General features: G+C 32.5%; 20 protein-coding genes. 9 read left to right on the top strand and 11 right to left on the bottom strand.

Annotated elements, in window-relative coordinates:
- Positions 1–36 precede the first annotated feature (36 nt).
- On the bottom strand, positions 37–504 hold the full coding sequence (locus tag CX675_RS05260; RefSeq protein ID WP_130734172.1) for an Lrp/AsnC family transcriptional regulator: 468 nt from the start codon (positions 502–504) through the stop codon (positions 37–39).
- 147 nt (positions 505–651) lie between these two features.
- On the opposite strand from CX675_RS05260, the gene CX675_RS05255 reads away from it, so the two are divergent.
- From CX675_RS05255 to CX675_RS05225, 7 genes are all read left to right on the top strand, one after another.
- Positions 652–1854, top strand: coding sequence for an aminotransferase class I/II-fold pyridoxal phosphate-dependent enzyme (locus tag CX675_RS05255; RefSeq protein WP_130734171.1), 1203 nt, complete (start codon positions 652–654; stop codon positions 1852–1854).
- A gap of 82 nt (positions 1855–1936) precedes the next feature.
- Entirely contained in the window at positions 1937–3289 is a 1353-nt protein-coding gene (locus tag CX675_RS05250) for a M28 family peptidase (protein ID WP_130734170.1), read from the top strand.
- Between the two features lie 112 nt (positions 3290–3401).
- A complete protein-coding gene (locus tag CX675_RS05245) occupies positions 3402–5111 on the top strand; it encodes a Na+/H+ antiporter NhaC family protein (RefSeq protein WP_130734169.1) in 1710 nt (569 codons plus the stop codon).
- A gap of 152 nt (positions 5112–5263) precedes the next feature.
- The gene (gene katG, locus CX675_RS05240) at positions 5264–7447 is read left to right on the top strand and encodes a catalase/peroxidase HPI (protein WP_130734168.1); all 2184 of its coding nucleotides are present in this window, start codon (positions 5264–5266) and stop codon (positions 7445–7447) included.
- 242 nt (positions 7448–7689) lie between these two features.
- Positions 7690–8325 (top strand): peroxiredoxin, encoded by a 636-nt coding sequence (locus tag CX675_RS05235; protein ID WP_130734167.1) that lies wholly within the window; start codon positions 7690–7692, stop codon positions 8323–8325.
- Positions 8326–8405: 80 nt separating this feature from the next.
- Positions 8406–8714, top strand: coding sequence for a co-chaperone YbbN (locus CX675_RS05230; protein ID WP_130734166.1), 309 nt, complete (start codon positions 8406–8408; stop codon positions 8712–8714).
- 34 nt (positions 8715–8748) lie between these two features.
- The gene (locus CX675_RS05225) at positions 8749–9006 is read left to right on the top strand and encodes a hypothetical protein (RefSeq protein ID WP_130734165.1); all 258 of its coding nucleotides are present in this window, start codon (positions 8749–8751) and stop codon (positions 9004–9006) included.
- Positions 9007–9135: 129 nt separating this feature from the next.
- Here the strand turns inward: CX675_RS05225 and CX675_RS05220 are convergent, their stop codons facing one another.
- The 4 genes from CX675_RS05220 to CX675_RS05205 form a co-directional block, all read right to left on the bottom strand.
- Positions 9136–11958, bottom strand: a complete 2823-nt coding sequence (locus CX675_RS05220; protein WP_130734164.1) for a T9SS type A sorting domain-containing protein — start codon at positions 11956–11958, stop codon at positions 9136–9138.
- A gap of 342 nt (positions 11959–12300) precedes the next feature.
- Positions 12301–12921 (bottom strand): protein-tyrosine-phosphatase, encoded by a 621-nt coding sequence (locus CX675_RS05215; protein ID WP_130734163.1) that lies wholly within the window; start codon positions 12919–12921, stop codon positions 12301–12303.
- 163 nt (positions 12922–13084) lie between these two features.
- Complete coding sequence (locus CX675_RS05210; RefSeq protein ID WP_130734162.1) at positions 13085–13558, bottom strand: DUF6428 family protein; 474 nt, start codon at positions 13556–13558, stop codon at positions 13085–13087.
- Between the two features lie 21 nt (positions 13559–13579).
- Complete coding sequence (locus CX675_RS05205) at positions 13580–13903, bottom strand: helix-turn-helix transcriptional regulator (RefSeq protein ID WP_130734161.1); 324 nt, start codon at positions 13901–13903, stop codon at positions 13580–13582.
- 228 nt (positions 13904–14131) lie between these two features.
- Between CX675_RS05205 and CX675_RS05200 the strand changes: the two genes are divergently transcribed.
- Entirely contained in the window at positions 14132–15040 is a 909-nt protein-coding gene (locus CX675_RS05200; protein WP_130734160.1) for a hypothetical protein, read from the top strand.
- A gap of 59 nt (positions 15041–15099) precedes the next feature.
- On the opposite strand, the gene rpsA is transcribed toward CX675_RS05200, so the two are convergent.
- Positions 15100–16866 (bottom strand): 30S ribosomal protein S1, encoded by a 1767-nt coding sequence (rpsA, locus tag CX675_RS05195; RefSeq protein ID WP_130734159.1) that lies wholly within the window; start codon positions 16864–16866, stop codon positions 15100–15102.
- 244 nt (positions 16867–17110) lie between these two features.
- Here rpsA and CX675_RS05190 point away from each other — a divergent pair, with 244 nt between their 5' ends.
- Complete coding sequence (locus CX675_RS05190; RefSeq protein ID WP_130734158.1) at positions 17111–17530, top strand: VOC family protein; 420 nt, start codon at positions 17111–17113, stop codon at positions 17528–17530.
- Here the strand turns inward: CX675_RS05190 and cmk are convergent.
- From cmk to CX675_RS05165, 5 genes are all read right to left on the bottom strand, one after another.
- On the bottom strand, positions 17505–18194 hold the full coding sequence (cmk, locus tag CX675_RS05185; protein ID WP_130734157.1) for a (d)CMP kinase: 690 nt from the start codon (positions 18192–18194) through the stop codon (positions 17505–17507). The genes CX675_RS05190 and cmk overlap by 26 nt on opposite strands.
- A 34-nt stretch (positions 18195–18228) precedes the next feature.
- A complete protein-coding gene (gene porQ, locus CX675_RS05180; RefSeq protein WP_130734156.1) occupies positions 18229–19245 on the bottom strand; it encodes a type IX secretion system protein PorQ in 1017 nt (338 codons plus the stop codon).
- A 12-nt stretch (positions 19246–19257) separates the two neighbouring features.
- Positions 19258–20100 (bottom strand): hypothetical protein, encoded by an 843-nt coding sequence (locus tag CX675_RS05175; protein WP_205728605.1) that lies wholly within the window; start codon positions 20098–20100, stop codon positions 19258–19260.
- Positions 20101–20224: 124 nt separating this feature from the next.
- Positions 20225–22678: an endopeptidase La gene (lon, locus tag CX675_RS05170; RefSeq protein ID WP_130734155.1), complete on the bottom strand. Its 2454-nt coding sequence runs from the start codon at positions 22676–22678 to the stop codon at positions 20225–20227.
- A gap of 187 nt (positions 22679–22865) precedes the next feature.
- Positions 22866–23855, bottom strand: coding sequence for a DUF6252 family protein (locus CX675_RS05165; RefSeq protein WP_130734154.1), 990 nt, complete (start codon positions 23853–23855; stop codon positions 22866–22868).
- Between the last annotated feature and the right edge of the window lie 11 nt (positions 23856–23866).

Raw genomic sequence — 23866 nt, 5'->3', positions numbered from 1 at the left:
TTTTATTTGTTAGTGATGCTAATATACAAAAAAAAATTAGTTGTTCTGCAATCTAAAAACAGTAGTATTTTTCACTTCACCAATCATAAACGTACTATGCGTACTTCCAATATGCTGAATAGTAGTTAGTTTGGTTACCATAAATTCACGATATGCTTCCATATCTTTAACATAAATTTTTAAAATATAGTCGTAATCACCACTCACGTGAAAACATTCTAAGACTTCGTCTAATTTAACAACCTCTTTCTCAAATTGTGCAATTAAATCGATATTATGTTGTATCAATTTCACATGACAAAAAACAACAAAGTTTTTATCTATCTTTGATTTATCTAGAAGTGCTACGTATTTTTGAATAACATGCTCTCTTTCAAGCTTTTTAATTCGCTCATAAACAGCTGTAACAGATAAATTTAATTTCATTGATAATTCTTTGGTAGTCTTTTTAGTATCTGTTTGCAACAGCTCTAACAACTTCTTATCAATAGCATCTAGTTTCATTTTTTATATTTTTAACCAAATTTACAAAATAATAGTATAAAAAACTATTTTAAAACAATTAAATAGCACTAAATTCTAAATAAACTAATTTATGTTGAAAATTTAATTTGATTTGCTCAATTTTGAATCAAATTAAAAATATACTTTATGAGCTCATTTAATCCAGCTGACAAAATCCAAGACCTACAATATTTTGGTGAATTTGGTGGCGTTAATCCATCTATATCTGATAGTTCAACATATACATTTCTTTCTGCAAAAACCATGTTTGATACTTTTGAAGGAAACGCAGAAGGCTGTTATTTATACTCTAGACACTCTTCTCCTAGTAATCTTTACCTAGATAAAGCATTAGCCGCTATGGAAGGCACAGAATCTGCCAACGTAGCTGCATCAGGAATGGGAGCAATAACACCTACTCTTTTACAATTATGCGGTAATGGAGACCATATTGTTTCTAGCCGAACCATCTATGGAGGAACATATGCTTTTTTAAAGAATTTTGCACCAAGAATGGGAGTCCAAACCACTTTTGTAGACATTACAAAACTACATATTGTTGAAGCCGCTATTACACCAAACACAAAAGTAATCTATTGTGAGACTGTAAGCAATCCATTGTTAGAAGTTGCAGATTTAGCTAACCTGTCTAAAATCGCAAAAAAACACAATATAAAATTAGTAGTAGATAATACTTTTTCACCTCTTTCAGTTTCACCAATTCAATTAGGTGCAGACATTGTCATTCATTCGCTTACAAAATACATTAATGGTAGTAGTGACACTGTAGGGGGTGTTGTTTGTGCTTCACAAGAATTCATAAATGATTTAAAAAATGTAAATACTGGGGCTAGTATGCTTTTAGGACCAACAATGGACAGCATGAGAAGTGCGAGTGTCATGAAAAACCTTAGAACTTTACATTTAAGAATTAAACAACATAGCTATAATGCGGCTTATTTAGCTGACAAATTTGAACAAGATGGCTTAAAAACAGTTTACCCTGGGTTAAAAAGCCACCCAAGTTATGAAACGTATAAAAACATGATTAATCCAGAATATGGTTTTGGAGGCATGTTGACAATAGATGTGGGTTCTCTTGAAAAAGCAAATGAATTAATGGAATTAATGCAAGAAAGGAATTTAGGGTATTTGGCTGTAAGTTTAGGATTTTACAAAACATTATTTAGCGCTCCAGGAACATCAACATCTTCAGAAATACCATTAGAAGAACAAAAAGAAATGGGATTAACAGATGGTTTAATTCGTTTTTCAATTGGTCTCGACAATGATATTGAAAGAACCTATCAAATGATGAAAGCTTGCATGATAGAATTAAACGTTTTATAATGCAATTCATTTAATATGTTATAAAATCCAATTACAAAAACGGTAGTTGGATTTTTTTTATCTTTGAAAGAAAGTAACTACAATGAAAAAAATAATTTTCTTTATCTTTCTACAATTTTCTTTATCTTTCCACGCACAAGACTCCCGAATCTATGATATTATTAACAATATATCATCAGACAGAATAAAAAAAGACATTACTAAATTAACCGAATTTGGTACCCGAAATACATTTAGCGATACCGTTTCCAATAAAAGAGGCATAGGTGCCGCAAGGAGATGGATAAAATCTGAATTTGAAACTATTTCTAAAAACTGCAAAAATTGTTTAGAGGTGTTTTACCAAAAAGATTTTGTTACCACCAATGATGGAGAACGCGTTCCAAAAGACACTTGGATTGTCAATGTTGTAGCCATACAAAAAGGAACAAAATATCCGAATCGATATATTATTATGAGTGGCGATATAGACAGTAGAAATTCAGACACTATGGATTATACTAATGATGCTCCAGGTGCAAATGACAATGCTTCAGGTATGGCTGGCACCATTGAAGCTGCAAGAGTACTTTCTAAATATCAATTTGAAAACAGCATTATATATGTTGGCCTTTCAGGTGAAGAACAAGGGTTGTTCGGTGGCAAAGGATTTGCTAATTACGCTCAAAAAAAAGAATGGGAAATTATAGGTGTACTCAATAACGATATGATTGGAAATATAGAAGGAGTAGATGGCGTAATTGATAATCGAACATTTCGTATTTTTTCTGAACCAACACCTGCAAATGAAACAGAAAAAGAACGCAACCTGAGACGTTTTTACGGCGGAGAGGTTGACGGTATTTCAAGACAATTAGCACGTTATATCGAAAAAACTACCAAAACCTACATGCCGGAAATGAATCCTATGATGATTTATCGATTGGATCGTTTTGGTAGAGGAGGACATCATCGCCCCTTTAACGATTTAGGTTTTGCTGGAGTTCGAATTATGGAAGCACATGAAAATTACAACAGACAACATCAAAATATTAGAACAGAAAATAACATTAAATATGGTGATGTTTTGGAAGGTGTTAATTTCGAATACGCTAAAAAACTCACTTCAGTAAACGCTATAAACTTAGCTTCTTTAGCTTGGGCGCCACCTGCACCAAAAAATGTTCAAATAGGAGGTATTGTAAAACCCAATGTCAAATTAAAATGGGAAGAAATAGATGACAACACCATTTTGGGTTATAAAATATATTGGAGGCTAACTACTTCCCCTCAATGGGAATTTAGCAGGTTTGTAGGCAACACTAATTCTTTTGAACTAGAAGGAATTGTGATAGACAATTATTATTTTGGCGTAGCAACTGTAGGTAAAAATGGTCATGAAAGCCCCGTTGTTTTTCCAAACGATATCATTAAAGAAACCTTTAGAAAAAGATAACACAAAATCACAAAAAAAAGACCTTATAACCATTAGCTAGTTACCATAGTTTTAACGATAATTTTTTGCTAATCGTAACACTTTGGCTATATTGCGGCTTCAAAAAAAATAAATGGACACAAAAATTATAAAAAACAAAGAATTAAATATTTGGGAAGCATTAATCCCTGTAGTAGCATTAGTAATAATGCTGGGTTACAATGTATATGTATTTGGAGATAGTGCCTTAGGTGGAAGTAATCAATTCATATTAATCCTTGGTGCTGCTGTAGCTGCCATAGTGGGTTTTTTCAACAAAGTCTCATATCAAAAAATGATTGAGGAAGTAGCCGAAAACATCAAATCTACTGCAGGTGCCATTCTTATTTTACTTATGGTTGGTGCTCTGGCAGGCACATGGTTAATTAGCGGTATTATTCCATCAATGATATACTATGGTTTACAAATTTTAAGTCCTGCTATTTTCCTACCTGCTACATTAATAATTTGTTCAGTAATCTCAATCGCAACTGGAAGTTCTTGGACTACATCAGCAACAGTAGGTATTGCATTAATTGGTATTGGAGGTACTCTAGGATTTCCATTAGGAATGGTTGCAGGAGCAGTTATTTCTGGAGCTTATTTTGGAGACAAGCTATCACCTATGTCTGATACTACTAATTTAGCACCAGCTATGGCCGGAACAGATTTATTTACCCATATAAAATATATGGCTTTAACCACAGTTCCAACTTATGTTGTTTCTTTAATTTTATTTATTATACTTGGATTAACAGTAGACACCGCTGGAGTTGCTGACTCTTCTGTATTATTAGCCGACATAGAGAAATCGTTTCATATTACTCCTTGGTTATTTATTGTACCAATAATAGTAATTGGTTTAATTGTAAAGAAAACAGAGCCTTTAATTGCTTTATTAGTAGGAACCTTATTAGCAGGAGTATTTGCAATAATTTTTCAAAGCTCAATAATTTGGAACAAAGGATTACGATATAGTATATCAGAAATACCATCGGAATTTAAAGAATATGTGCAATGGGATACTAATTTTAATTCTGTTTCTAAGAACGCTTATCAATCAACTGGTACCTATGCCTTGATTCCTAAAAATGATGAAATAAAATTATCGGAAAATATAAAAGTTGATTTAACTTCTAATCCAAATGAATTAAAAACAATAGAAAAAGAAATTACCATTTTTAAAAATGAAAAAGAAATTGGAAATTATACTTTTATCGCAAAACCTACAAATTACCTGACCACTTCATATATTGCTATTTTAAATGCAATAACTACAGACAATGAAATCCACACAGATAATACTGAATTAGCTGACTTATTCAAATCTGGAGGAATGCAAAAAATGTTAAGCACAATATGGCTTATTTTATGCGCCATGGTTTTTGGTGGTATAATGGATGCTATTGGAGCCTTATCTAGAATTAGCCAAGCTTTATTAAATTTAGCAAAATCAACTTTTGGTCTTTTTGCTTCTACTGTTGGAAGCTGTCTTGCTTTAAACATCACTGCATCTGATCAATATTTAGCCATTGTTGTTCCTGGAAAAATGTTTGCCAAAGCCTATGCAGATAAAGGGCTAGCACCAGAAAATCTAAGTAGAACATTAGAAGATTCTGGAACAGTAACTTCTGTTTTAATTCCATGGAACACTTGTGGGGCCTACCAATCTGGAACATTAGGAGTAGAAACATTTGACTATTTACCTTATGCTTTTTTCAACTTGTTAAGTCCATTCATGACATTACTTTTTGCCGCATTCAATATCAAAATAAGACAATTAGTTTCAACTATTAAAAAATAAAAAAACTATAGTTAAAATCTATTTTAAAATAAAAATTAACCATTACTTAAAAACAGTAGTGGTTTTTTTATTTGTAAATTTGAGAAACAATCAATTGATTATAAAAACATTTGATAAAAATTTCTCAATATTAATACAAAATCAGTAAAACTATGGAACATTCAAACGACCTAGGCAAATGCCCTTTTCACAGTAAAGAAAATCTCACCAAAAAAGGAACTAACAATCAATTTTGGTGGCCTGAGACACTTAATCTAGATATTTTACATCAACATGACTCTAAAACAAACCCTTTAGGAGAAGATTTTGATTATGCTGAAGAATTTAAAAAATTGGATTTGGAAGCCGTAAAATCAGATCTAAAAAAATTAATGACCGAAAGTCAAGATTGGTGGCCTGCAGATTGGGGACATTATGGTGGTTTAATGATACGATTAGCTTGGCATTCCGCTGGAACCTATAGAGTTTCTGATGGTCGTGGAGGGAGTAATACGGGTAATCAAAGATTCGCACCATTAAATAGTTGGCCAGACAATGTAAGCTTAGACAAAGGAAGGCGATTACTATGGCCAATTAAGAAAAAATATGGCAATAAAATTTCATGGGCCGATTTAATGATATTAGCAGGAAATATGGCTTATGAATCTATGGGACTTAAAACTTTTGGTTTTGCTGGAGGAAGAAAAGATATTTGGCATCCAGAAAAAGATGTTTATTGGGGTGCAGAAAAAGAATGGTTAGCAGCTACAAAAGAACGCTATGATAATGATGAAAACAGAGAATCATTAGACAATCCTTTAGCTGCTGTACAAATGGGATTAATTTATGTGAATCCTGAAGGCGTAGACGGAAAACCCGACCCATTACGAACAGCTATAGATGTACGTACTACTTTTAAACGTATGGCTATGAATGATGAAGAAACAGTTGCACTAACCGCTGGAGGTCATACTGTAGGAAAAGCACATGGAAATGGTGATACCTCTATTTTAGGAAAAGAACCAGAAGCAGGAGAAATTGAAAGCCAAGGTTTTGGCTGGGGTAATCCAACAAGAACTGGCGTTGGTACAGATGCGGTAACAAGCGGTATTGAAGGAGCTTGGACCACAAATCCAACACAATGGGACAATGGTTATTTTTATTTACTTTTCACTTACGATTGGGAATTAAAGAAAAGTCCAGCTGGAGCATGGCAATGGGAACCAATTAACATTAAAGAAGAAGATAAGCCAATTGATGCGTTTGACTCTACAAAAAGAAACAATCCTATTATGACTGATGCCGATATGGCTATGAAAATGGATCCAATCTATAGAGAAATTGCCGAAAAATTCTATAAAAATCCTGATTATTTTACAGACGTTTTTGCAAGAGCATGGTTCAAATTAACCCATAGAGATTTAGGTCCAAAAGACCGTTATCTTGGAGCCGATGTTCCAAAAGAAGATTTAATTTGGCAAGACCCTATTCCTAAAGTTGATTACACATTAAGCGAACTTGAAATCACTGAACTAAAAACACAATTACTAAACAGTGGTTTATCAAAATCCGACTTAATTACTACAGCTTGGGACAGTGCTAGAACATTTAGGGGATCTGATTTTAGAGGAGGAGCTAATGGCGCACGTATTCGTTTAGCACCACAAAAAGATTGGATTGGAAATGAACCAAATAGATTACAAAAAGTTCTACAAACACTTTCTGAAATACAAGCTAGATCATCTAAAAAAATTAGCCTTGCCGATTTAATTGTATTAGGAGGAAGTGCTGCTGTTGAAAAAGCAGCTCAAGAAGCCGGATTTAATGTTACTGTTCCTTTCTTAGCTGGTAGAGGTGATGCTACTACTGAAATGACAGATGCAGAATCCTTTGCTGACCTTGAGCCAACTCATGATGCCTTTAGAAATTGGTTAAAAAAAGACTTTGCTGTTAAACCTGAAGAATTACTATTAGACAGAGCACAATTAATGGGATTAACCGCTCCAGAAATGACAGTACTTATAGGAGGAATGCGTGTTTTAGGTACTAATTATGGCAATACCAAAGAAGGTGTTTTCACAGACAAAGTAGGTGTACTTACCAATGATTTTTTTGTAAATCTAACCGATATGATATACAGTTGGAAGCCAACTGGCAAAAACTCTTATGCTATTGTAAATAGAAAAACAGGAGAAACGAAATGGACAGCAACTCGAGTTGATTTAGTCTTTGGATCAAATTCCATTTTAAGAGCCTATGCTGAAGTGTATGCACAAGACGATGCAAAAGAAAAATTTGTGAACGATTTTATTAAAGCATGGGTAAAAGTAATGAATGCCGACCGTTTTGATCAATAAGCAATAAAAATACATCTAAACAAAAAACACCACTTATTCAAGTTGGTGTTTTTTTTTATTTATTCAATAAATAAAACACAAAAAAAATAGTAATTCAATAAAAAAAAAGTTAATTTTTTGTAAGAAATATAGGTATAATTATTATCTATCCATCAATAAAAACAAACCATTAAAACACCCTAAAAATACTTGTTGATTTTGTAATTTTGCATCAATAAAATAACATTAAAAAGTATTTAATTATGTCATTAGTAGGAAAAAAATTCCCAAACATTACAGTTGATGCTATCTCAGAAATGGGAGACAATTTAAGAATCAACGTTTTAGAAGAAGCTACAAAAAACAATAAAAAAGTTTTATTATTTTGGTATCCAAAAGATTTTACTTTTGTTTGTCCAACGGAACTACATGCTTTTCAAGCGGCTTTAGGTGAGTTTGAAAAAAGAAACACAATAGTTATCGGTGCTTCTTGCGATACTAATGAAGTACATTTTGCTTGGTTAAACACTCCTAAGAATAACGGTGGTATCGAAGGTGTAACTTATCCTCTTTTAGCTGACACTACAAGAAACTTATCGGCAGCTTTAGACATTTTAGACGCAGAATGGGTTTATGATGAAAACCTAGATGAAGAGATCTTAGAAGGATCAAATGTAACATTTAGAGCTACTTACTTAGTAGATGAAGATGGGAAAATTTTCCACGAAAGTGTTAACGATATGCCATTAGGAAGAAACGTAAACGAATATTTACGTTTAATCGATGCGTACACTCACGTTCAAACTAAAGGAGAAGTTTGTCCTGCAAACTGGGAAGAAGGAAAAGAAGCTATGAATGCAGATCGTTTAAGCACAGCTGCTTATTTAAGCCAAAACTAAATTAAAATAAACACAACATCAGATTCAATATCCCATATGCTGATATTGAATTTTGATGTTGTAATTGAAAATTAAAAAATATGTTTACAGAAATAGAACAAGACAATCTATCAGAAATTATTAATTCTAATGAAACTGTTGTAGTACAATACTCTGCAACATGGTGCGGAAATTGTAGAATTATGAAACCGAAATTTAAAAAATTAGCTTCAGAAAATGAAACTATTCCTTTTTTAGTGGTAGATGCTGAAAAATTTCCTGAATCTAGAAAACTAGCTAAAGTGGATAATTTACCAACTTTTGCTACTTTTAAAAATGGCGCATTGGTAAACCAAACACAAACAAATAAGGCTGAAGTATTAACTGAGTTAGTAAACGAAGTGATTTAAAACCTTTATCATTTAATTTTTTTTCATAAAACTAATGAAATTACCCGTAATAAAACAATTAACACAATTTATTGAAGATAATGATGCTGACTACATCATCGAAAGTATTGAAGTATTGGAAAATCTAACCGAAATTCCTTCCCTAAAAGACGAGGAGTTAGATGTAATTGGCGAGTTAATTTCTAACATGTATGGTGCTTTAGAAGTTCACAAATCAATTAAAGACGGAAAAGACAAAAAAACAGCTTTAAATGATTTTATGCAACGTGTTCTTGGTTCAATAGATAAATAAAAACGCTCCATTTAGCGTTTTTTTTTATAAAATCAATCAATAACTTTTAAAACAAAAATACAGCATCGAAACGAATTCCAACACTGTATTTTGCTTAAAAACTAATAATCTCAAATTAACTTAACAATATTATTCTTTTATAATTTTATTGGTAATTATTCCTTTTTTCCCAGAAAGCCTTAGAAAATAAATCCCAGAACGTAATCCTGAAGCATCCAATTGTATTGATTTGTTATCTCTAATCTGCTTTTCAAACAAGACTTGCCCCGTATTATTCATCAACAATACCGAATCATAATCTACTAAAGAGTTCAATTCAATGGTGATATAATCTTTAACTGGATTTGGAAAAATTTTATAAGCAACTTCAGCTACATTGCTTTCATTATTTTCAGCTATTTTATTCGTTGCATTATCACAAGTACCTACAACAAAATTCATCTTATCGTTAGCTGTATTATTCTCTCCACCAGTTGATAAACTATAGGTATAATAAAAGTACACCGATTGACCAGCTGATGCATTTATTTGATAAGGCACATTAGGTTGAGCCATATAACCTGGATAGGTTGCATTAAGAACGGTACTGTAATACAAAATCAACGTGGTATTTCCTAGACCAGTTTTATTTGGTACAAAAGTAACATAAGAACCGTTCGCATCGTTAGTAATCACCGCATTAAAATCGCCATTAGCAGCTACTCTTGTACAAGAATTATTAGGAGGTGGTGGCGGACTTTGAGTTACTTCTGTAAAAGTGAATTGCTCCCATGTATCTTGTGAATCGACACCTACTTGCTTTAAAATTCCAGCACTATTTAATTGTAATCTTCTTAAATTACTTTCCAAAGTAGTTAAATAAAAAGTTCCATTACCCGCTGGAGTTATTTGCCAACGTTCCCAAGTACCTGCATAACTACTTGGTTGCATATCTGTAAAATCAGTATTATCAGAACGTAATCTCGGATTACCTTGACCTCCTACACAATCTATATAGTAACTATTGTTTGGAGCTGTTGTAAACTTCCATTCCACCGTAGCTCCAGTAGTCGTTACTGCTGTACTAAAAGGATCTTCAGAACCATTAGCACCGATTCTTTTATTATGAAAAGGATTAGCAATATAATAAGTCTTATTAGGATCTGGTGTAAATGTATTGACTGAAGTTACAGTAACGACGAACGTCTGTGTTGTTGTAGCACCACAATCATTGGTATAAGTAGCCACATAATTCCCCGCTCCACTAGATTGTACATTTGACAACGTTATTTCTCTTGAAACAGCAACAAATCCGTTTGGACCAGACCAACTCCAACTACCTCCAGTTGTAGGTTGTGGTCCAAAAATCACATTATCACCTGCTTGCAAAGGAACCGAATTAGCAGATACCCAACCTTGATTATTTATATTATAATAAGGCACAATTGCTGTCGGTTGACACACGGTGGTATTTCCATCTTCCCAAACAATATCATCAATTGCAAATTGAAAATTAGACGCTGGAATTGCACCATCATTTCCAATTCTAAACATATATGACATATCTTGAAATGCGACTAATCCACCTAAATCACTTATCGGTATAGTTACTTGTCCCCATTCTCCATTACGAACCAAACCATATTTGGTTTGTCCTGCAGGAAATTTCACCTCAGCTGCATTCGTATAATTATCATTAACACCAATAAAGAAAGACACATCAGCCGGTATTTTAATTTTAAACTTTAAAGAACCATTTTGCGTATAATTTGACATGTTTTTACCAAACAAAGTAGTAATTCCTGCTCCAAACCAACCTTTAGAACTATCATTTGTAAAAGACAGCACATTAGATCCTTCGAAGGGTGGTGTAGCATTATTTTCAATTAAAGTTTCACCAAAAATGTAAAATTCAGCATCTGAACCAAACACCAAACTATTATTAGTAGGCGTGGTATCTGTAAAAAGCCCGAAAGTCCCGTTTTCAGCAGGAATTGTTCCATCAGAAAGTTCTACACTTCCGTACCCGTTCCATTTATGTACACGCACATAATCTACATACATTTTTCCTGGTAACGGTGCAGTAACTCCTCCATTTGAAGACACTCCTGGCAAAGTTCCGCCAACAGCGAGGTTCAGCAACATATAAAAAGGTCTTGTAAAAGGTGCTGTTACAGAATTATTTGCATCAATAGGAAAAGGGTTTTCATATAAATCGTATTCATTATTACCGTCTACAACAGTAAAACGAATTTGTGTTGGTTCCCAATAAATTCTATATTTCACAAATCGATCATTTAAAGGAGTTGTGGCGACATACGGCTTATTATAATTTACATCAGACGCAATATTTCCAACGCCACCAGGAACTGGAAAAAAAGTATTAGCACCAACATAAGTATTTACTGAAGAAGATGGTTCTCCTTGTTCATTCCTAGCTGCCTGACTAAAGCCCATTTCCATCATATCAATTTCCCCTTTAGCTGGCCAAGCCAAATTTGTGGTTCCTAACATCCATACAGCCGGCCATAACCCTTGATTTAAATTAGGCACGCGCACACGCACTTCAACCATACCATAATGAATAGCAACTTTATTATCTGTATTTACTTTTCCTGAAGTAAAGACTCTAGAACCAGAAACTTCATTTTTAGCTTCCAACACTAATGCCTTATTGCCTGTTTCCCCTGGAATATCTGTAACATATACATTATTAGATTCATAAGATTGTAATTCTTGGTTTCCCCAACCACAGAGTCCTATATTACATCCATCTCCAATATCTTTCGTCCATTGTTGTGCATTAAAAGTATCAAAATTATCCTCCCAAATTACAGGACCAATTTGGGAAAAAGAAATTTGCAAAGTGAATAAGTAAAATCCCAAAAGCAATAATGGCTTTTTAAAAATTGTTCCACATTGAAACCATTTTTCATTTGTAAGAAAAACAGAGTGATTGTTGTTTTTTTTCATAATGTTTGTAGCGTTTGTTTTGTTTGCATCTTGAAAAAACACGATTTTATTAAAATTGAAAAATTATGATATCAAAAAAAATAAACTTGTTTTTTTACGGTATTTCAAAAATAATGTTAAAAAAATACATTATAAACAAAGTAACTGCTACAAAAAATATACAACTTTGTTAAACTAATACTTTTCTCCTTATAAAAATACAGTCATACCCTAAAGACGCTATATACCGCATAATAATCACAACACCACTACATTTATAGGGTATCTTACAATGACACGTTTTAAAAATTTGTTGTGGTAATGTTGAGGAAAGCTATTTAAACAAGATGAAAATTAGCAATATTAATTTTTAAGATTTACAACTTGTGAAAAGACATAAGCCATTTCAGAAGCAATTTCTAAACTTTTAGAGATGTATTTTTCATTCATAAAATCGGTTCCGTCAAATACTTTGGGATCATCATAACGAATAGAAAATTTTTTTTCCGCACCTATCACAAAAGGACACCCTACATCAGCCGAAGAACACGTCATTATTGCTGCAAAATTTGATTTTGGATTGAATTGATGATCAAATGTTTTCGAAAACCCAATTATTGGCAAATTATTATCATCATTTTTTATCGCATAAATCGGGTTAGAAGTATCACTCAATTGCTGAATACAAAAACCTTGTAACTGAAGCGTATCAACCACTTTACTAAACATAGCTGTTGCTTCTGTACCACCTGAATAACAATAAACATTAGAAACATTAAAATATGCAGCCAACGTTTGCGCCCAAATTTGAGAAAAATGACTTCTTCTCGAATTGTGTGTACATATAAAGTTTAGAGCAACAACTTCTTGTTGATTCAACTTTTCTTGAATATAAACTATTAATGAATTAAGCTCTTCTTTCCTTTCTTCAGAAATAGTTATATTTTTTAATCCATTTATTGTTTGCAATAATTTAGTATACATTATCATTTATTTTTATAGCCCAGACAGCAACAACTACCCTTTTGCAGTTGAAAACATCGTTTGCTTTTTTTTTAAAAAGCGACCTAAGAAGCTCTTTTAAAAAACAAAAAAACAGTTTGAAACAAAAAAGATAGTGTGAATGGCTGGAATTAGCTTCTTATCATTAACAACAACCAGACCCAGGAGCACATGAATTTTCTTTTGCTTTCCACTCTCCTATTCTAACTTTGGTTTTTTCTTGAGGAATTCCACAGGAATCACTAGCCAAACAAGTAGTAAGTTTTGAAGTTAATAAAAATTTTTCACCATTAAAATCGAGATTAAATTTACCAATAGTATCCGACATTTGATACTCTACTTCTATTTCTAAATCCTCAATACCAATAATTTTTTCCGATAATTCAATGATATGGATTAACTTTTCAGGATGCAGGCGATGATCATAATCATGAGCTTCCCATAATTGAAAATTCACCACATCTTCATGACGAACAGTACCGCCACAATCGATAAAATGCTTTGACACTTTCCCTACTTCAGTAACATGAAAATGTGAAGGAACTAACTCTCCGTTTGGCAACTGAAAAGCCAAAGTATTCATTTCTTTTAATTGCTGTTTGATTTCAGATAGTTTCATATATTGTTTTTTGATTTTAATTTAACAACACTTCGTATGTAATTGGTTTGATATTTCTTTAAAATAAGTTTCTATACCATTAAACGTTTCCTTGTTTAAACAATAACAAATAGCCGTCCCTTCAATAGCACCTTTGATGATATTTGCGTTCTTTAACTCTTTTAAATGTTGCGAAACGGTTGGTTGTGCTAATGGCAATTCATTTACAATATCACCACAAATACAAGAATCAACACTTAACAAATATTGAATGATTGCAATTCTCGCAGGATGTGACATTGCTTTAAACAACACAGCCATATCATTTTGTTCTTTTGTAAAAAATTCGGTTTTAGAAACTCCCATGAGTATTTAAATTTACTTATTTGATATAATTTAAAAACGATTCTCGATACAATTTTATAATTATTATCAATTATTATATTGCAATATTACGATATATGAATATAAATTACAAATAAAACTAAAATTTAACACTTATGATACATATACACAAGCAGTTGTTACATGAGTTTAACCTAAAAAAATACGACTTCTTTACCTTTACAACATCAACATTTAAACAAGAAAAACATGAAAAACTTAAAAATGATAGCAATAGGCGCATTTTGTATAGTAGCTATAGCTTGTCAAAATGACTTCAAAGAAGTAGAAACAACGAATACTTCACAAAAGGAAATTACATTTTCAGAAAAACTAGCGCCTTGCCCAGAACTCTACGCCTTAGTTTTACCTGCAAACGGAACTGGAAGCCCTATATTACCAAATGTTGAATCTTTTATTTTTAAAATAGATTTAAGCATTACCCCTATTGACTATAACTTTGTCTCACAAATTAAAATTGGAGGTGTACCCGTAACATGTGTTACCGGAATAACTGACATGCTTGGAGTACCCAATTATGCTTGGGCTGTAACCGGAGTTAATTCCAATTTTCCAAAAAGATTACTAAAAGTAAAAATAACTACTGGTCAAGCTTCAATAGCAAACACCACCACAGACTACCTACAAGATATTGATAACTTAGACGCAAATACATTGGTAGGCATAAAAGAAGGTAGTTCACAAATAATGAAAATAGACATTAGTTCTGGAACTTGTTCCCCTTTTGGACCTAGCGGATTTCCTTCACAATATAATGGGCTAACCGTTTCAGGAGGAAAATTATATACTATTTCCGGTAATACCGATTATATTTGCTCTGGAAAAAGAGGAGACATATTTCAATACGAACTAACCGGAGGTGATTATACAGAAAAGTTTTCATACAAATCAACTAGTTCGAGCTATACTATGAAAGAATTAGGCTTTTACTATGATGCTTGTTATGGTAAAAAATGGCTCATTGGTAGCGCACAAGCTATTATATCAAACAACACCAATATAAAACCATGCGCTATTCCATATCCTACATTTATACTCAATACAGTTACAACCCATCAAAATTATCATGGTATTTACGATTTTATGAGTAAAATTTAAGCATAAAAAAAACTCCCAAAAAAATTTGGGAGTTTTTATTTATTTAAAGAAAAACAGGATTATTTTTCTCCTTTTTCCATTTTAGCTTTTAATTCAGCTAATGCATCGATATCACCTAAAGTTGATTTTTCTACATTGTTATTATTTGCAGAAGATGTTTCAACAGTTTTCGCTGCTTTTTCTTCTTCTTCACGGAAGATAGCAGTATGAGAAGCTACCACTCTTTTGAATTCTTTATTGAACTCAATTACTTTAAAGTCTGCAGTATCTCCTTTTTTCAATTTTTTACCATCTTCTTTTTCTAAATGACGTGTTGGAATGAAAGCCACTACATCATCACCGAAATCTACAGTCGCACCTTTGTCAACGATTTCTCCGATAGTTCCATTATGAACAGTACCAACAGCGTAAGCATCTTCATGTTTATCCCATGGATTTTCAGTTGTTTGTTTGTGACCTAAAGATAATTTACGTCCTTCAACATCTAACTCTAAAACAACCACTTCCATTTTGTCTCCAACGTTTACAAATTCTGATGGGTGTTTAATTTTCTTAGTCCAAGATAAATCAGAGATATACACTAAACCATCGATTCCTTCTTCTAATTCTACGAAAATACCAAAGTTTGTGAAGTTTCTAACAATACCTGTATGCTTAGAACCTACTGGGTACTTAGCAGTGATATCAGTCCAAGGATCTTGCGTCATTTGCTTAATACCTAAAGACATTTTTCTCTCATCTCTATCTAAAGTTAAGATAACTGCTTCTACTTCATCACCAATTTTCATGAAATCTTGCGCACTTCTTAAGTGAGTTGACCAAGACATTTCAGAAACGTGGATTAAACCTTCAACACCTTCAGCAACCTCAATGAAAGCACCGTAATCAGCTAAAACAACCACTTTACCTTTTACTTTATCACCAACATTTAAGTCAGCACTTAAAGCGTCCCAAGGGTGAGCGTTTAATTGTTTTAAACCTAATTGAATTCTTGTTTTCTCATCATCGAAATCAAGGATTACTACGTTTAATTTTTGATCTAATTCAAGAACTTCGCTTGGGTGATTGATTCTAGACCAAGATAAGTCTGTAATATGGATTAATCCATCTACACCACCTAAGTCAATAAACACACCGTAAGAAGTAATGTTTTTAACCACACCTTCTAAAACTTGTCCTTTTTCTAATTGACCAATAATTTCTTTCTTTTGCTCTTCGATATCTGCCTCGATAAGCGCTTTGTGAGAAACAACTACGTTTTTGAACTCATGGTTAATTTTTACCACTTTGAATTCCATAGTTTTGTTCACATATTGATCGTAATCACGAATTGGTTTTACGTCAATTTGAGAACCTGGTAAGAAAGCTTCAATTCCAAAAACATCTACAATCATACCCCCTTTAGTTCTGCATTTTACAAAACCATTCACGATTTCTCCAGACTCATGAGCAGCAATAACTCTATCCCAAGCTTTGATAGTTCTTGCTTTTCTGTGAGACAATACTAATTGACCTGTTTTATCCTCACGAATATCAATAAGTACTTCTACTTTATCACCAACTTTTAAGTTAGGGTTATAACGAAATTCGTTTAAAGAGATAACACCTTCAGATTTAGCATTGATATCAACAATAGCGTCTCTATCAGTAATTCTAACTACAGTACCTACTACTACTTCCTCATCCTTAGTATCGATAAAAGTTTTAGATACTAGGTCTTCAAATTCTTGTAAGTTTTTCTCATCTACTACATCAATACCTTCTTGGTAGTTGTGCCAGTTAAAATTTGCTAAAAACTCTTCTTGTGTTTTGTTAATTTCAGACATATGCTGATTTAAAAATTTGTATGTTGCGTTCTTATGGGTTTTTTTAACAGAGTAAAAACAACAACAGTGTTTATATATTTTATTGATTCCTAATGAAAACCCAATCCCGTCAAAAGGTGTGCAAAATTACAAATAATTTATTAACTAACAAATATTTAAGTCAAGAAAAACAAAACACTTATCACCTTATAATTAACAACAAATGAAAAATGGTTTTTTTGTAGCTTTATAAATAAAACTAACCATGCATCAATACATCGCGATAATAACTTTAGTAGTAAAAGATTATGATGAGGCAATTGCTTTTTACACACAACGATTAGCATTTAAACTCTTAGAGGATTCCTATATAAATACAGAGAAAAGATGGGTTCTTATTGCTCCAAAAAACTCACAAGAATGCGCCATCTTGTTAGCCAAAGCTGCTAATAATGAGCAGAAAAAACACATCGGAAATCAAACAGGTGGTCGAGTATTTTTATTTCTATACACCGATTCCTTTTGGGAGGATTACCAAAAAATGCTAGCTAATAAAATTCGTTTTTTAGAAAACCCAAGAAATGAATCATATGGAATTGTGGTTGTTTTTGAAGATTTATATGGAAATAAATGGGACTTAATCGAACCAAAAAACAGCACTAAGAAGTTAATTCAGCCCAAATGAGTTTCATTACTAAATCAAATTGTTCTTTTTTGGTCATTGTAGAATTATCAACCTCTACCGCATCGGTTGCTTTTACCAAGGGAGAATCCTCTCTATGCGTATCAATATAGTCTCGTTGTTGCACGTTTTGAAGCACTTCTTCATAAGTAACACTTTGACCATTTTCTAACAGCTCATCATATCTTCTTTGGGCTCTAGTTTCCGCTGAAGCATTCATAAATAATTTCAATTCTGCATCTGGAAAAACCACTGTTCCAATATCTCTTCCATCCATTACAATAGCTTTGTTTTTACCCATAGCTTGCTGTTGCTCTACCAATTTAGCTCTCACTTCAGATATTTCAGCAATTTGACTCACATTTCTAGAAACATCAATCGTACGAATGGCTTGCTCCACATTTTCACCATTTAAATACATTTCAGCAAAACCTAAAGCAGGATTAAATTGAAATTGCAATTGAATAGTTGGTAATTGAGCAATTAAATTTTCTTTATCTAAAAAATTATCAGAAACCCATCCTTTCTCCATAGCATAATAAGTTACTGCTCTATACATTGCTCCAGTATCCACATAAACATACCCTAATTCTTTGGCTACTTGTTTTGCTAAAGTACTTTTACCTGTTGATGAAAAACCATCTATTGCTATTGTAATTTTTTTCAAAATATGTATCTCTTTTCTTTATAGTTCTTTTATGTTACTCTAAATTGATCATTAAACCAAATAAATTCGTACTGGCAGCTAATGTATACCTCGAATACGAATAATCAAATTTTATCTTACCAAAGCGCAAACCAAATCCTGCTGAAATACCAGAAAAACTTCTCTGATCTAGAATTTTTAATTCTTGACCTCTTCTAAAATTATACCCTAAACGAATATTAAATCCTTTTTCAGGAAATAGTTCAGCTCCTAAAATAACATGTCGCAAAGCATTATTAAAAAAAGACACCTTTTCTTCAACTACTTCACCATCTAGAGTGGTTTCTGCTCTATTTGGATTGGAAAAAGCAATATTCCATTGTTGCAAGTTTTCCAAAGTTAAATGCCAACGAATAGGTACATTTTCTAATAATTGTGAAATTCCAGCATCTATAGACAAGGGTAATTTTTCTCTTACATCTTGATACGGTGTAATTTGAAATCCTAAATTACGAACCGAAAACCCATAATTAATATCATTTTTTTCATCTACATACAAAAACCCTAAATCTGTAGCTACACCCCAAGAGTTATAGGATTCTAAAGTGGAAGAAATTAATTTCACATTGGTTCCCAAATACACACTTGTCCAAGGTATATTATAAGCATAACCCAACGACAAAGCAGCTTCACTCCCTGTAAAATCAGAAGTTTCATTTCCTAATTCATCTCTTCCTTCAAAGGTACCGTAGTTAATGTAATTAATTCCTGCATGAAAAGTTTGCACATGTTGATCCCAGGTATAGGCATAAGCTGCTGTACCATAAGAAACTTCTCCATAATAATTTCCATAATTAACAGACAACCGATTACTCATTTCCTGATTAATCGTGGCTGGATTATAAAAGGCTTGATTTACATCATAATCCACTACAGTTACCGTTTTACCACCTAAAGCAGCTTGTCTAGGAGATTGTGCTAAATTCAGAAATTGGTATACATATTTCCCTCCTATTTGCGCTTGACAAAGAGTAACAGAAAAAACAAAAAACAACTGTAATTTTAATTTCATTTCTAACTTTAATTACCAACCAGCGACTAATAATCTTTTAGCTGATTTTTCACTGCACTTTTGATACTTAGCATATGCTTTTGCCGCTGCTTCAATTATCATACTTTCATTTCCCCCATTACAATACTGATTAATAGCATCATGAATTGTATAGGCTTCTGGTGCCATCAGACCAGTAGTCCAAACCAAAGGATTCACATTCGCCTTACTTATAAACGAAGAAAAAAAGCTTTTACTATAGCACGCTAATATAATACAATCTCTTTTATTATGATCGATATTTTTTATTTCATCATCTATAGTAAAATCCATTAACCCATCGTGTCCTATATATCCCACTAAATTTGAATTTCCATTAATTCCTAAAACTTTATCTCCAACAGTAATGGTTTCTTTTAATTGTCCTGAACAGCTTTTTAAGAAATCTATCGTACACTCTTTAATATACTTACCATTATAAGCATCTGCAACAACATAACTTTCCTGACTTACATGCTTAAAGACCAAGCGTTCCATTTTAACACTATCTAATAGCTCTGTACTAATTAATTTCCAATTTGCGCTTTTTTTAAAATAGGTTTTTACACCATAAGCACAACCCCAATACAAATTATTTTTTGGATCTTGACCATTACCGATACCTTTTGGAACAGGAACAATACCTTGGTATTTATTATCGCACAAAGCTACTAAAATATGTATAACATTCTGTGATTTATTAATAAACTCATTATTAATCGAGTCTCTTTCTACGAAAGAATTGACCGATTTGAAAGACTGTTCTTCATTTTTTACAGTAAGAAATACAGAAAAAAAGAAAAACACCTGGACAATAGCATGGGTAAAATAGGTCATTAACAAACAATTTTAAAAGATAACGTTAGAATGCTTTTTTAAGTATATATATTAAAAATCAACTGAACAAAAAATAGCCCAAACCATGATATAGTTTGGGCTTCTTTATTTTTTTTGAAAAGTATTAATCTAATTTCTTAGCGTTTTTAACTTTTTGATTGGTTATCGCAATATCAACCACTTCACTCATTCGATCTACATAATGAAATGCAAGTCCTTTTAGATACTCGGGTTTAATTTCATCAATATCTCTTTTATTCTCATGACAAAGAATAATTTCCTTGATATTCGCTCTTTTGGCCGCCAATATCTTTTCTTTTATCCCACCTACTGGCAATACTTTCCCTCTTAGTGTAATTTCACCAGTCATAGCGATACTTTTCTTTACTTTTCTTTGCGTGTAAGTTGAAACCATTGAAGTTAACATCGCAATACCTGCACTAGGACCGTCTTTTGGTGTTGCTCCTTCTGGCACATGAATATGAATATTATTATTACTAATTACATCATTTGGTATACCCAGCAATTCATTATTCGATTTGATATATTCTAAAGCAATAGTAACCGATTCTTTCATTACTGTACCTAAATTTCCCGTCATAGTCATCGCTCCCTTACCTTTAGAAATAGTTGACTCTATAAATAAAATATCACCTCCTACCGATGTCCAAGCCAAACCAGTCACCACTCCAGCCATATCATTATTTTCATATTTATCACGTTCTAATGTAGGTGCTTTTAGAATAGTTAGAATATCTTCATCAGTTAATGCCTTATTGTAGTCTTCTTCCATTGCGATAGATTTTGCAGCATAACGAACTACTTGTGCAATTTTCTTTTCCAAACCACGCACTCCGGATTCTCTTGTGTAGCCTACAACAATTTTTTCTAATTGCTTTTTACCAATTTGCAAATCATTTTCACTTAAACCATGCTCTTTTAATTGCTTTGGCAACAAATGTCTTTTGGCTATTTCTACTTTTTCTTCAATAGTATACCCAGACATTTTAATGGTTTCCATTCGATCTCTCAAAGCAGGTTGAATTGTTGCCATATTATTAGATGTAGCAATAAACATCACTTTAGATAAATCATATCCTAATTCTAAGAAATTATCATGAAATTCACCATTTTGTTCTGGATCCAACACTTCTAATAATGCAGAAGATGGATCACCATTAAAACTACTAGACAATTTATCTATCTCATCCAATACAAAAACTGGATTTGAAGTTTTTGCTTTTTTAATACTTTGGATTATTCGACCTGGCATCGCCCCAATATATGTTTTTCGATGACCACGTATTTCCGCTTCATCTCTCATTCCTCCTAATGAAACACGAACATATTCTCTCCCTAAAGCTTCTGCAATAGATTTCCCTATTGAAGTTTTCCCAACTCCTGGAGGTCCAAAAAGACAAAGAATAGGCGATTTCATGTCATTTCTCAGCTTTAATACCGCTAAATGTTCAATAATACGTTGCTTTACATCTTCTAACCCAAAATGATCTCTATCTAATATTTTTTGAGCTCTTTTTAAATCAAAATTATCTTTAGAATATTCATTCCAAGGTAAATCTAAAAACAATTCTAAATAATTTCGTTGAATACCAAAATCAGGCGAATTAGGATTAGAACGTTGCAATTTAGAAACTTCTTTTTCAAAATGAACAGCCACTTTTTCATCCCAGTTTTTACTTTTGGCTTTAGTTCTCATTTCTTCTATTTCTGCCTCATAAGAAACACCTCCTAATTCTTCTTGAATAGTTTTCATCTGCTGATGCAAGAAGTATTCTCTTTGTTGTTGATCTAAATCAAAACGGACTTTAGATTGAATATCGTTTTTTAATTCTAATTTTTGCAATTCTAAATTCATGAATCGCAATGTTTCTAAAGCTCTATCTTTTAAATTGTTAATCGAAAGTAAATTTTGTTTCTCATTAACTGTCAGATTCATATTTGAAGAAACAAAATTGATTAAAAAAGGATTACTTTCTATGTTTTTAATAGCAAAAGTTGCTTCAGTAGGAATATTAGGACTCTCTTTAATGATTTGTATTGCTAAATCCTTAATAGAATCTACAATAGTATTAAATTCCACATCTTCACTATCAGGACGAACTTCACTTACTTCCTTAATGGTCGCTTTTAAATAAGGCTCTTCTTGCGTAAAAGCATCAATCTCAAAACGTTTTTTTCCTTGCAAGATAACAGTGGTATTCCCATCTGGCATTTTTAAGACACGAATAATTCTCGCTACAGTTCCTATATGATGCACATCGGCTGGGGTTGGCTCTTCAATTTCTTCATCTATTTGAGCCACAACTCCTATAACTTTTCCACCTGCGTTTGCATCATTTATTAATTTTATAGATTTATCTCTACCAGCAGTTATAGGAATAACCACTCCAGGAAATAAAACTGTATTTCTTAAAGAAAGAATTGGTAAATCATTTGGCAACTGTTCATTATTCATTTCTTCCTCATCTTCAGGAGTTAATAACGGAATCAATTCTGCATCAGAATTAATTTCTTGAAGTGACAAGTTGTCAAATGTTAGTATTTTTTGATTTGGCATAATTATAAAAGGGTCATTTTGTCATTAATAACTTATAATATTCGTTATCATTGCCTTACAAAATTAAGATTAAAATATTGAAAATCAGCAATAATAGCAAAATTTGCTTTTTACAAGCTATTAATAAAGTCAACATTTATGCCATAAAAAAAATCCTGAAAAAAAATTCAGGATTTTAATTTTTAATTTAGTAATACACATCAAATTCTCCATCTGTAATTGAATGGGTATCGGTATTAAAAAAACTAGTTCCTGCAAACTGAAAAGTTCCTACGATATGTCTAGATGTTGTATCATGAGAAGTAATGGTTACTGTTCCAGGATCAGCACCAAAACTATTCATACCAGTCGCATCTAAATTATACAATCCAATATTGTTTGTTCCTAAAGGTAGATTTTCCAAGTCATGGGTACCCACTCCTATATTAGAAAGCAATGCCACTGATATAGTTTCAACACTTCCTCTTCTTCCATTAATATTGATTAAATTGTTTGCTAAAATTGCATCAACATTAGTAGGATTAAAATCATTACCATCTAATTTACAGAAAAAATGATTTGTTGAAGGAGAAGTATTATTTTCAGTATAAGGAACAGAGAATTGCCCGTTTGTAAAAACTTTTGTTTGTGTTTGCGTTAATGTACTATCAAATCGTACACCAGTAAACTTAAATGTTCCAGTGATGATTTTTGTAGTTGTATTAATAGAAGATATTACGATCTCAGCGGTATCATTATAATTCACAAATCCTTGTCCTGTTGCATCTGAATTACTAAGACCTATGAATGGAACTTGCCCATTTCCTGTAGAATAAGCCAACCCTGGATACGTAATATTAGTTGCATTAGCCCAAGTATAAGTACCAACTTCTCCTTTAGCAATAGTTATCTGAAAAAAACTTCCGTTTGATTTCATCCCTGTGATAGCAATATAATCTGAATTTACAATTGCTTGTGTGGTTGATGCTAACCATGTTTGCCCATCAAAATCAGCTTTAAAAACACTAGAAGCAGTACCTCCTCCAGAATTTCCTCCGTTTGAACCTGAACCAGATCCGTTATTATTTCCTGAAGAAACTTGTCCTGACAACGCAGGATCTAAAGGCTCCACTTCACTACAAGAAGCAAAAGCAACTATCAATACAATAAAAGCAAAAAAATTATTAATTTTTCTCATTATGCAGAAAT

Source organism: Flavobacterium sp. J27 (assembly GCF_004303025.1).
Taxonomy (GTDB): Bacteria; Bacteroidota; Bacteroidia; order Flavobacteriales; family Flavobacteriaceae; genus Flavobacterium.
This window is presented reverse-complemented; position numbering and strand designations above follow the sequence as displayed.

Excerpts from the sequence above, each read along its gene's own strand:
- porQ (WP_130734156.1), bottom strand. The coding sequence starts at position 19,245 with ATGAAATTAAAATTACAGTTGTTTTTTGTTTTTTCTGTTACTCTTTGT.
- CX675_RS05205 (WP_130734161.1), bottom strand. The coding sequence starts at position 13,903 with ATGGGAGTTTCTAAAACCGAATTTTTTACAAAAGAACAAAATGATATG.
- CX675_RS05255 (WP_130734171.1), top strand. The coding sequence starts at position 652 with ATGAGCTCATTTAATCCAGCTGACAAAATCCAAGACCTACAATATTTT.
- CX675_RS05215 (WP_130734163.1), bottom strand. The coding sequence starts at position 12,921 with ATGTATACTAAATTATTGCAAACAATAAATGGATTAAAAAATATAACT.
- CX675_RS05220 (WP_130734164.1), bottom strand. The coding sequence starts at position 11,958 with ATGAAAAAAAACAACAATCACTCTGTTTTTCTTACAAATGAAAAATGG.
- CX675_RS05245 (WP_130734169.1), top strand. The coding sequence starts at position 3,402 with ATGGACACAAAAATTATAAAAAACAAAGAATTAAATATTTGGGAAGCA.
- CX675_RS05165 (WP_130734154.1), bottom strand. The coding sequence starts at position 23,855 with ATGAGAAAAATTAATAATTTTTTTGCTTTTATTGTATTGATAGTTGCT.
- CX675_RS05190 (WP_130734158.1), top strand. The coding sequence starts at position 17,111 with ATGCATCAATACATCGCGATAATAACTTTAGTAGTAAAAGATTATGAT.
- rpsA (WP_130734159.1), bottom strand. The coding sequence starts at position 16,866 with ATGTCTGAAATTAACAAAACACAAGAAGAGTTTTTAGCAAATTTTAAC.
- CX675_RS05230 (WP_130734166.1), top strand. The coding sequence starts at position 8,406 with ATGTTTACAGAAATAGAACAAGACAATCTATCAGAAATTATTAATTCT.
- CX675_RS05250 (WP_130734170.1), top strand. The coding sequence starts at position 1,937 with ATGAAAAAAATAATTTTCTTTATCTTTCTACAATTTTCTTTATCTTTC.
- katG (WP_130734168.1), top strand. The coding sequence starts at position 5,264 with ATGGAACATTCAAACGACCTAGGCAAATGCCCTTTTCACAGTAAAGAA.
- CX675_RS05260 (WP_130734172.1), bottom strand. The coding sequence starts at position 504 with ATGAAACTAGATGCTATTGATAAGAAGTTGTTAGAGCTGTTGCAAACA.
- CX675_RS05210 (WP_130734162.1), bottom strand. The coding sequence starts at position 13,558 with ATGAAACTATCTGAAATCAAACAGCAATTAAAAGAAATGAATACTTTG.
- lon (WP_130734155.1), bottom strand. The coding sequence starts at position 22,678 with ATGCCAAATCAAAAAATACTAACATTTGACAACTTGTCACTTCAAGAA.
- CX675_RS05225 (WP_130734165.1), top strand. The coding sequence starts at position 8,749 with ATGAAATTACCCGTAATAAAACAATTAACACAATTTATTGAAGATAAT.
- CX675_RS05200 (WP_130734160.1), top strand. The coding sequence starts at position 14,132 with ATGAAAAACTTAAAAATGATAGCAATAGGCGCATTTTGTATAGTAGCT.
- CX675_RS05235 (WP_130734167.1), top strand. The coding sequence starts at position 7,690 with ATGTCATTAGTAGGAAAAAAATTCCCAAACATTACAGTTGATGCTATC.
- CX675_RS05175 (WP_205728605.1), bottom strand. The coding sequence starts at position 20,100 with ATGACCTATTTTACCCATGCTATTGTCCAGGTGTTTTTCTTTTTTTCT.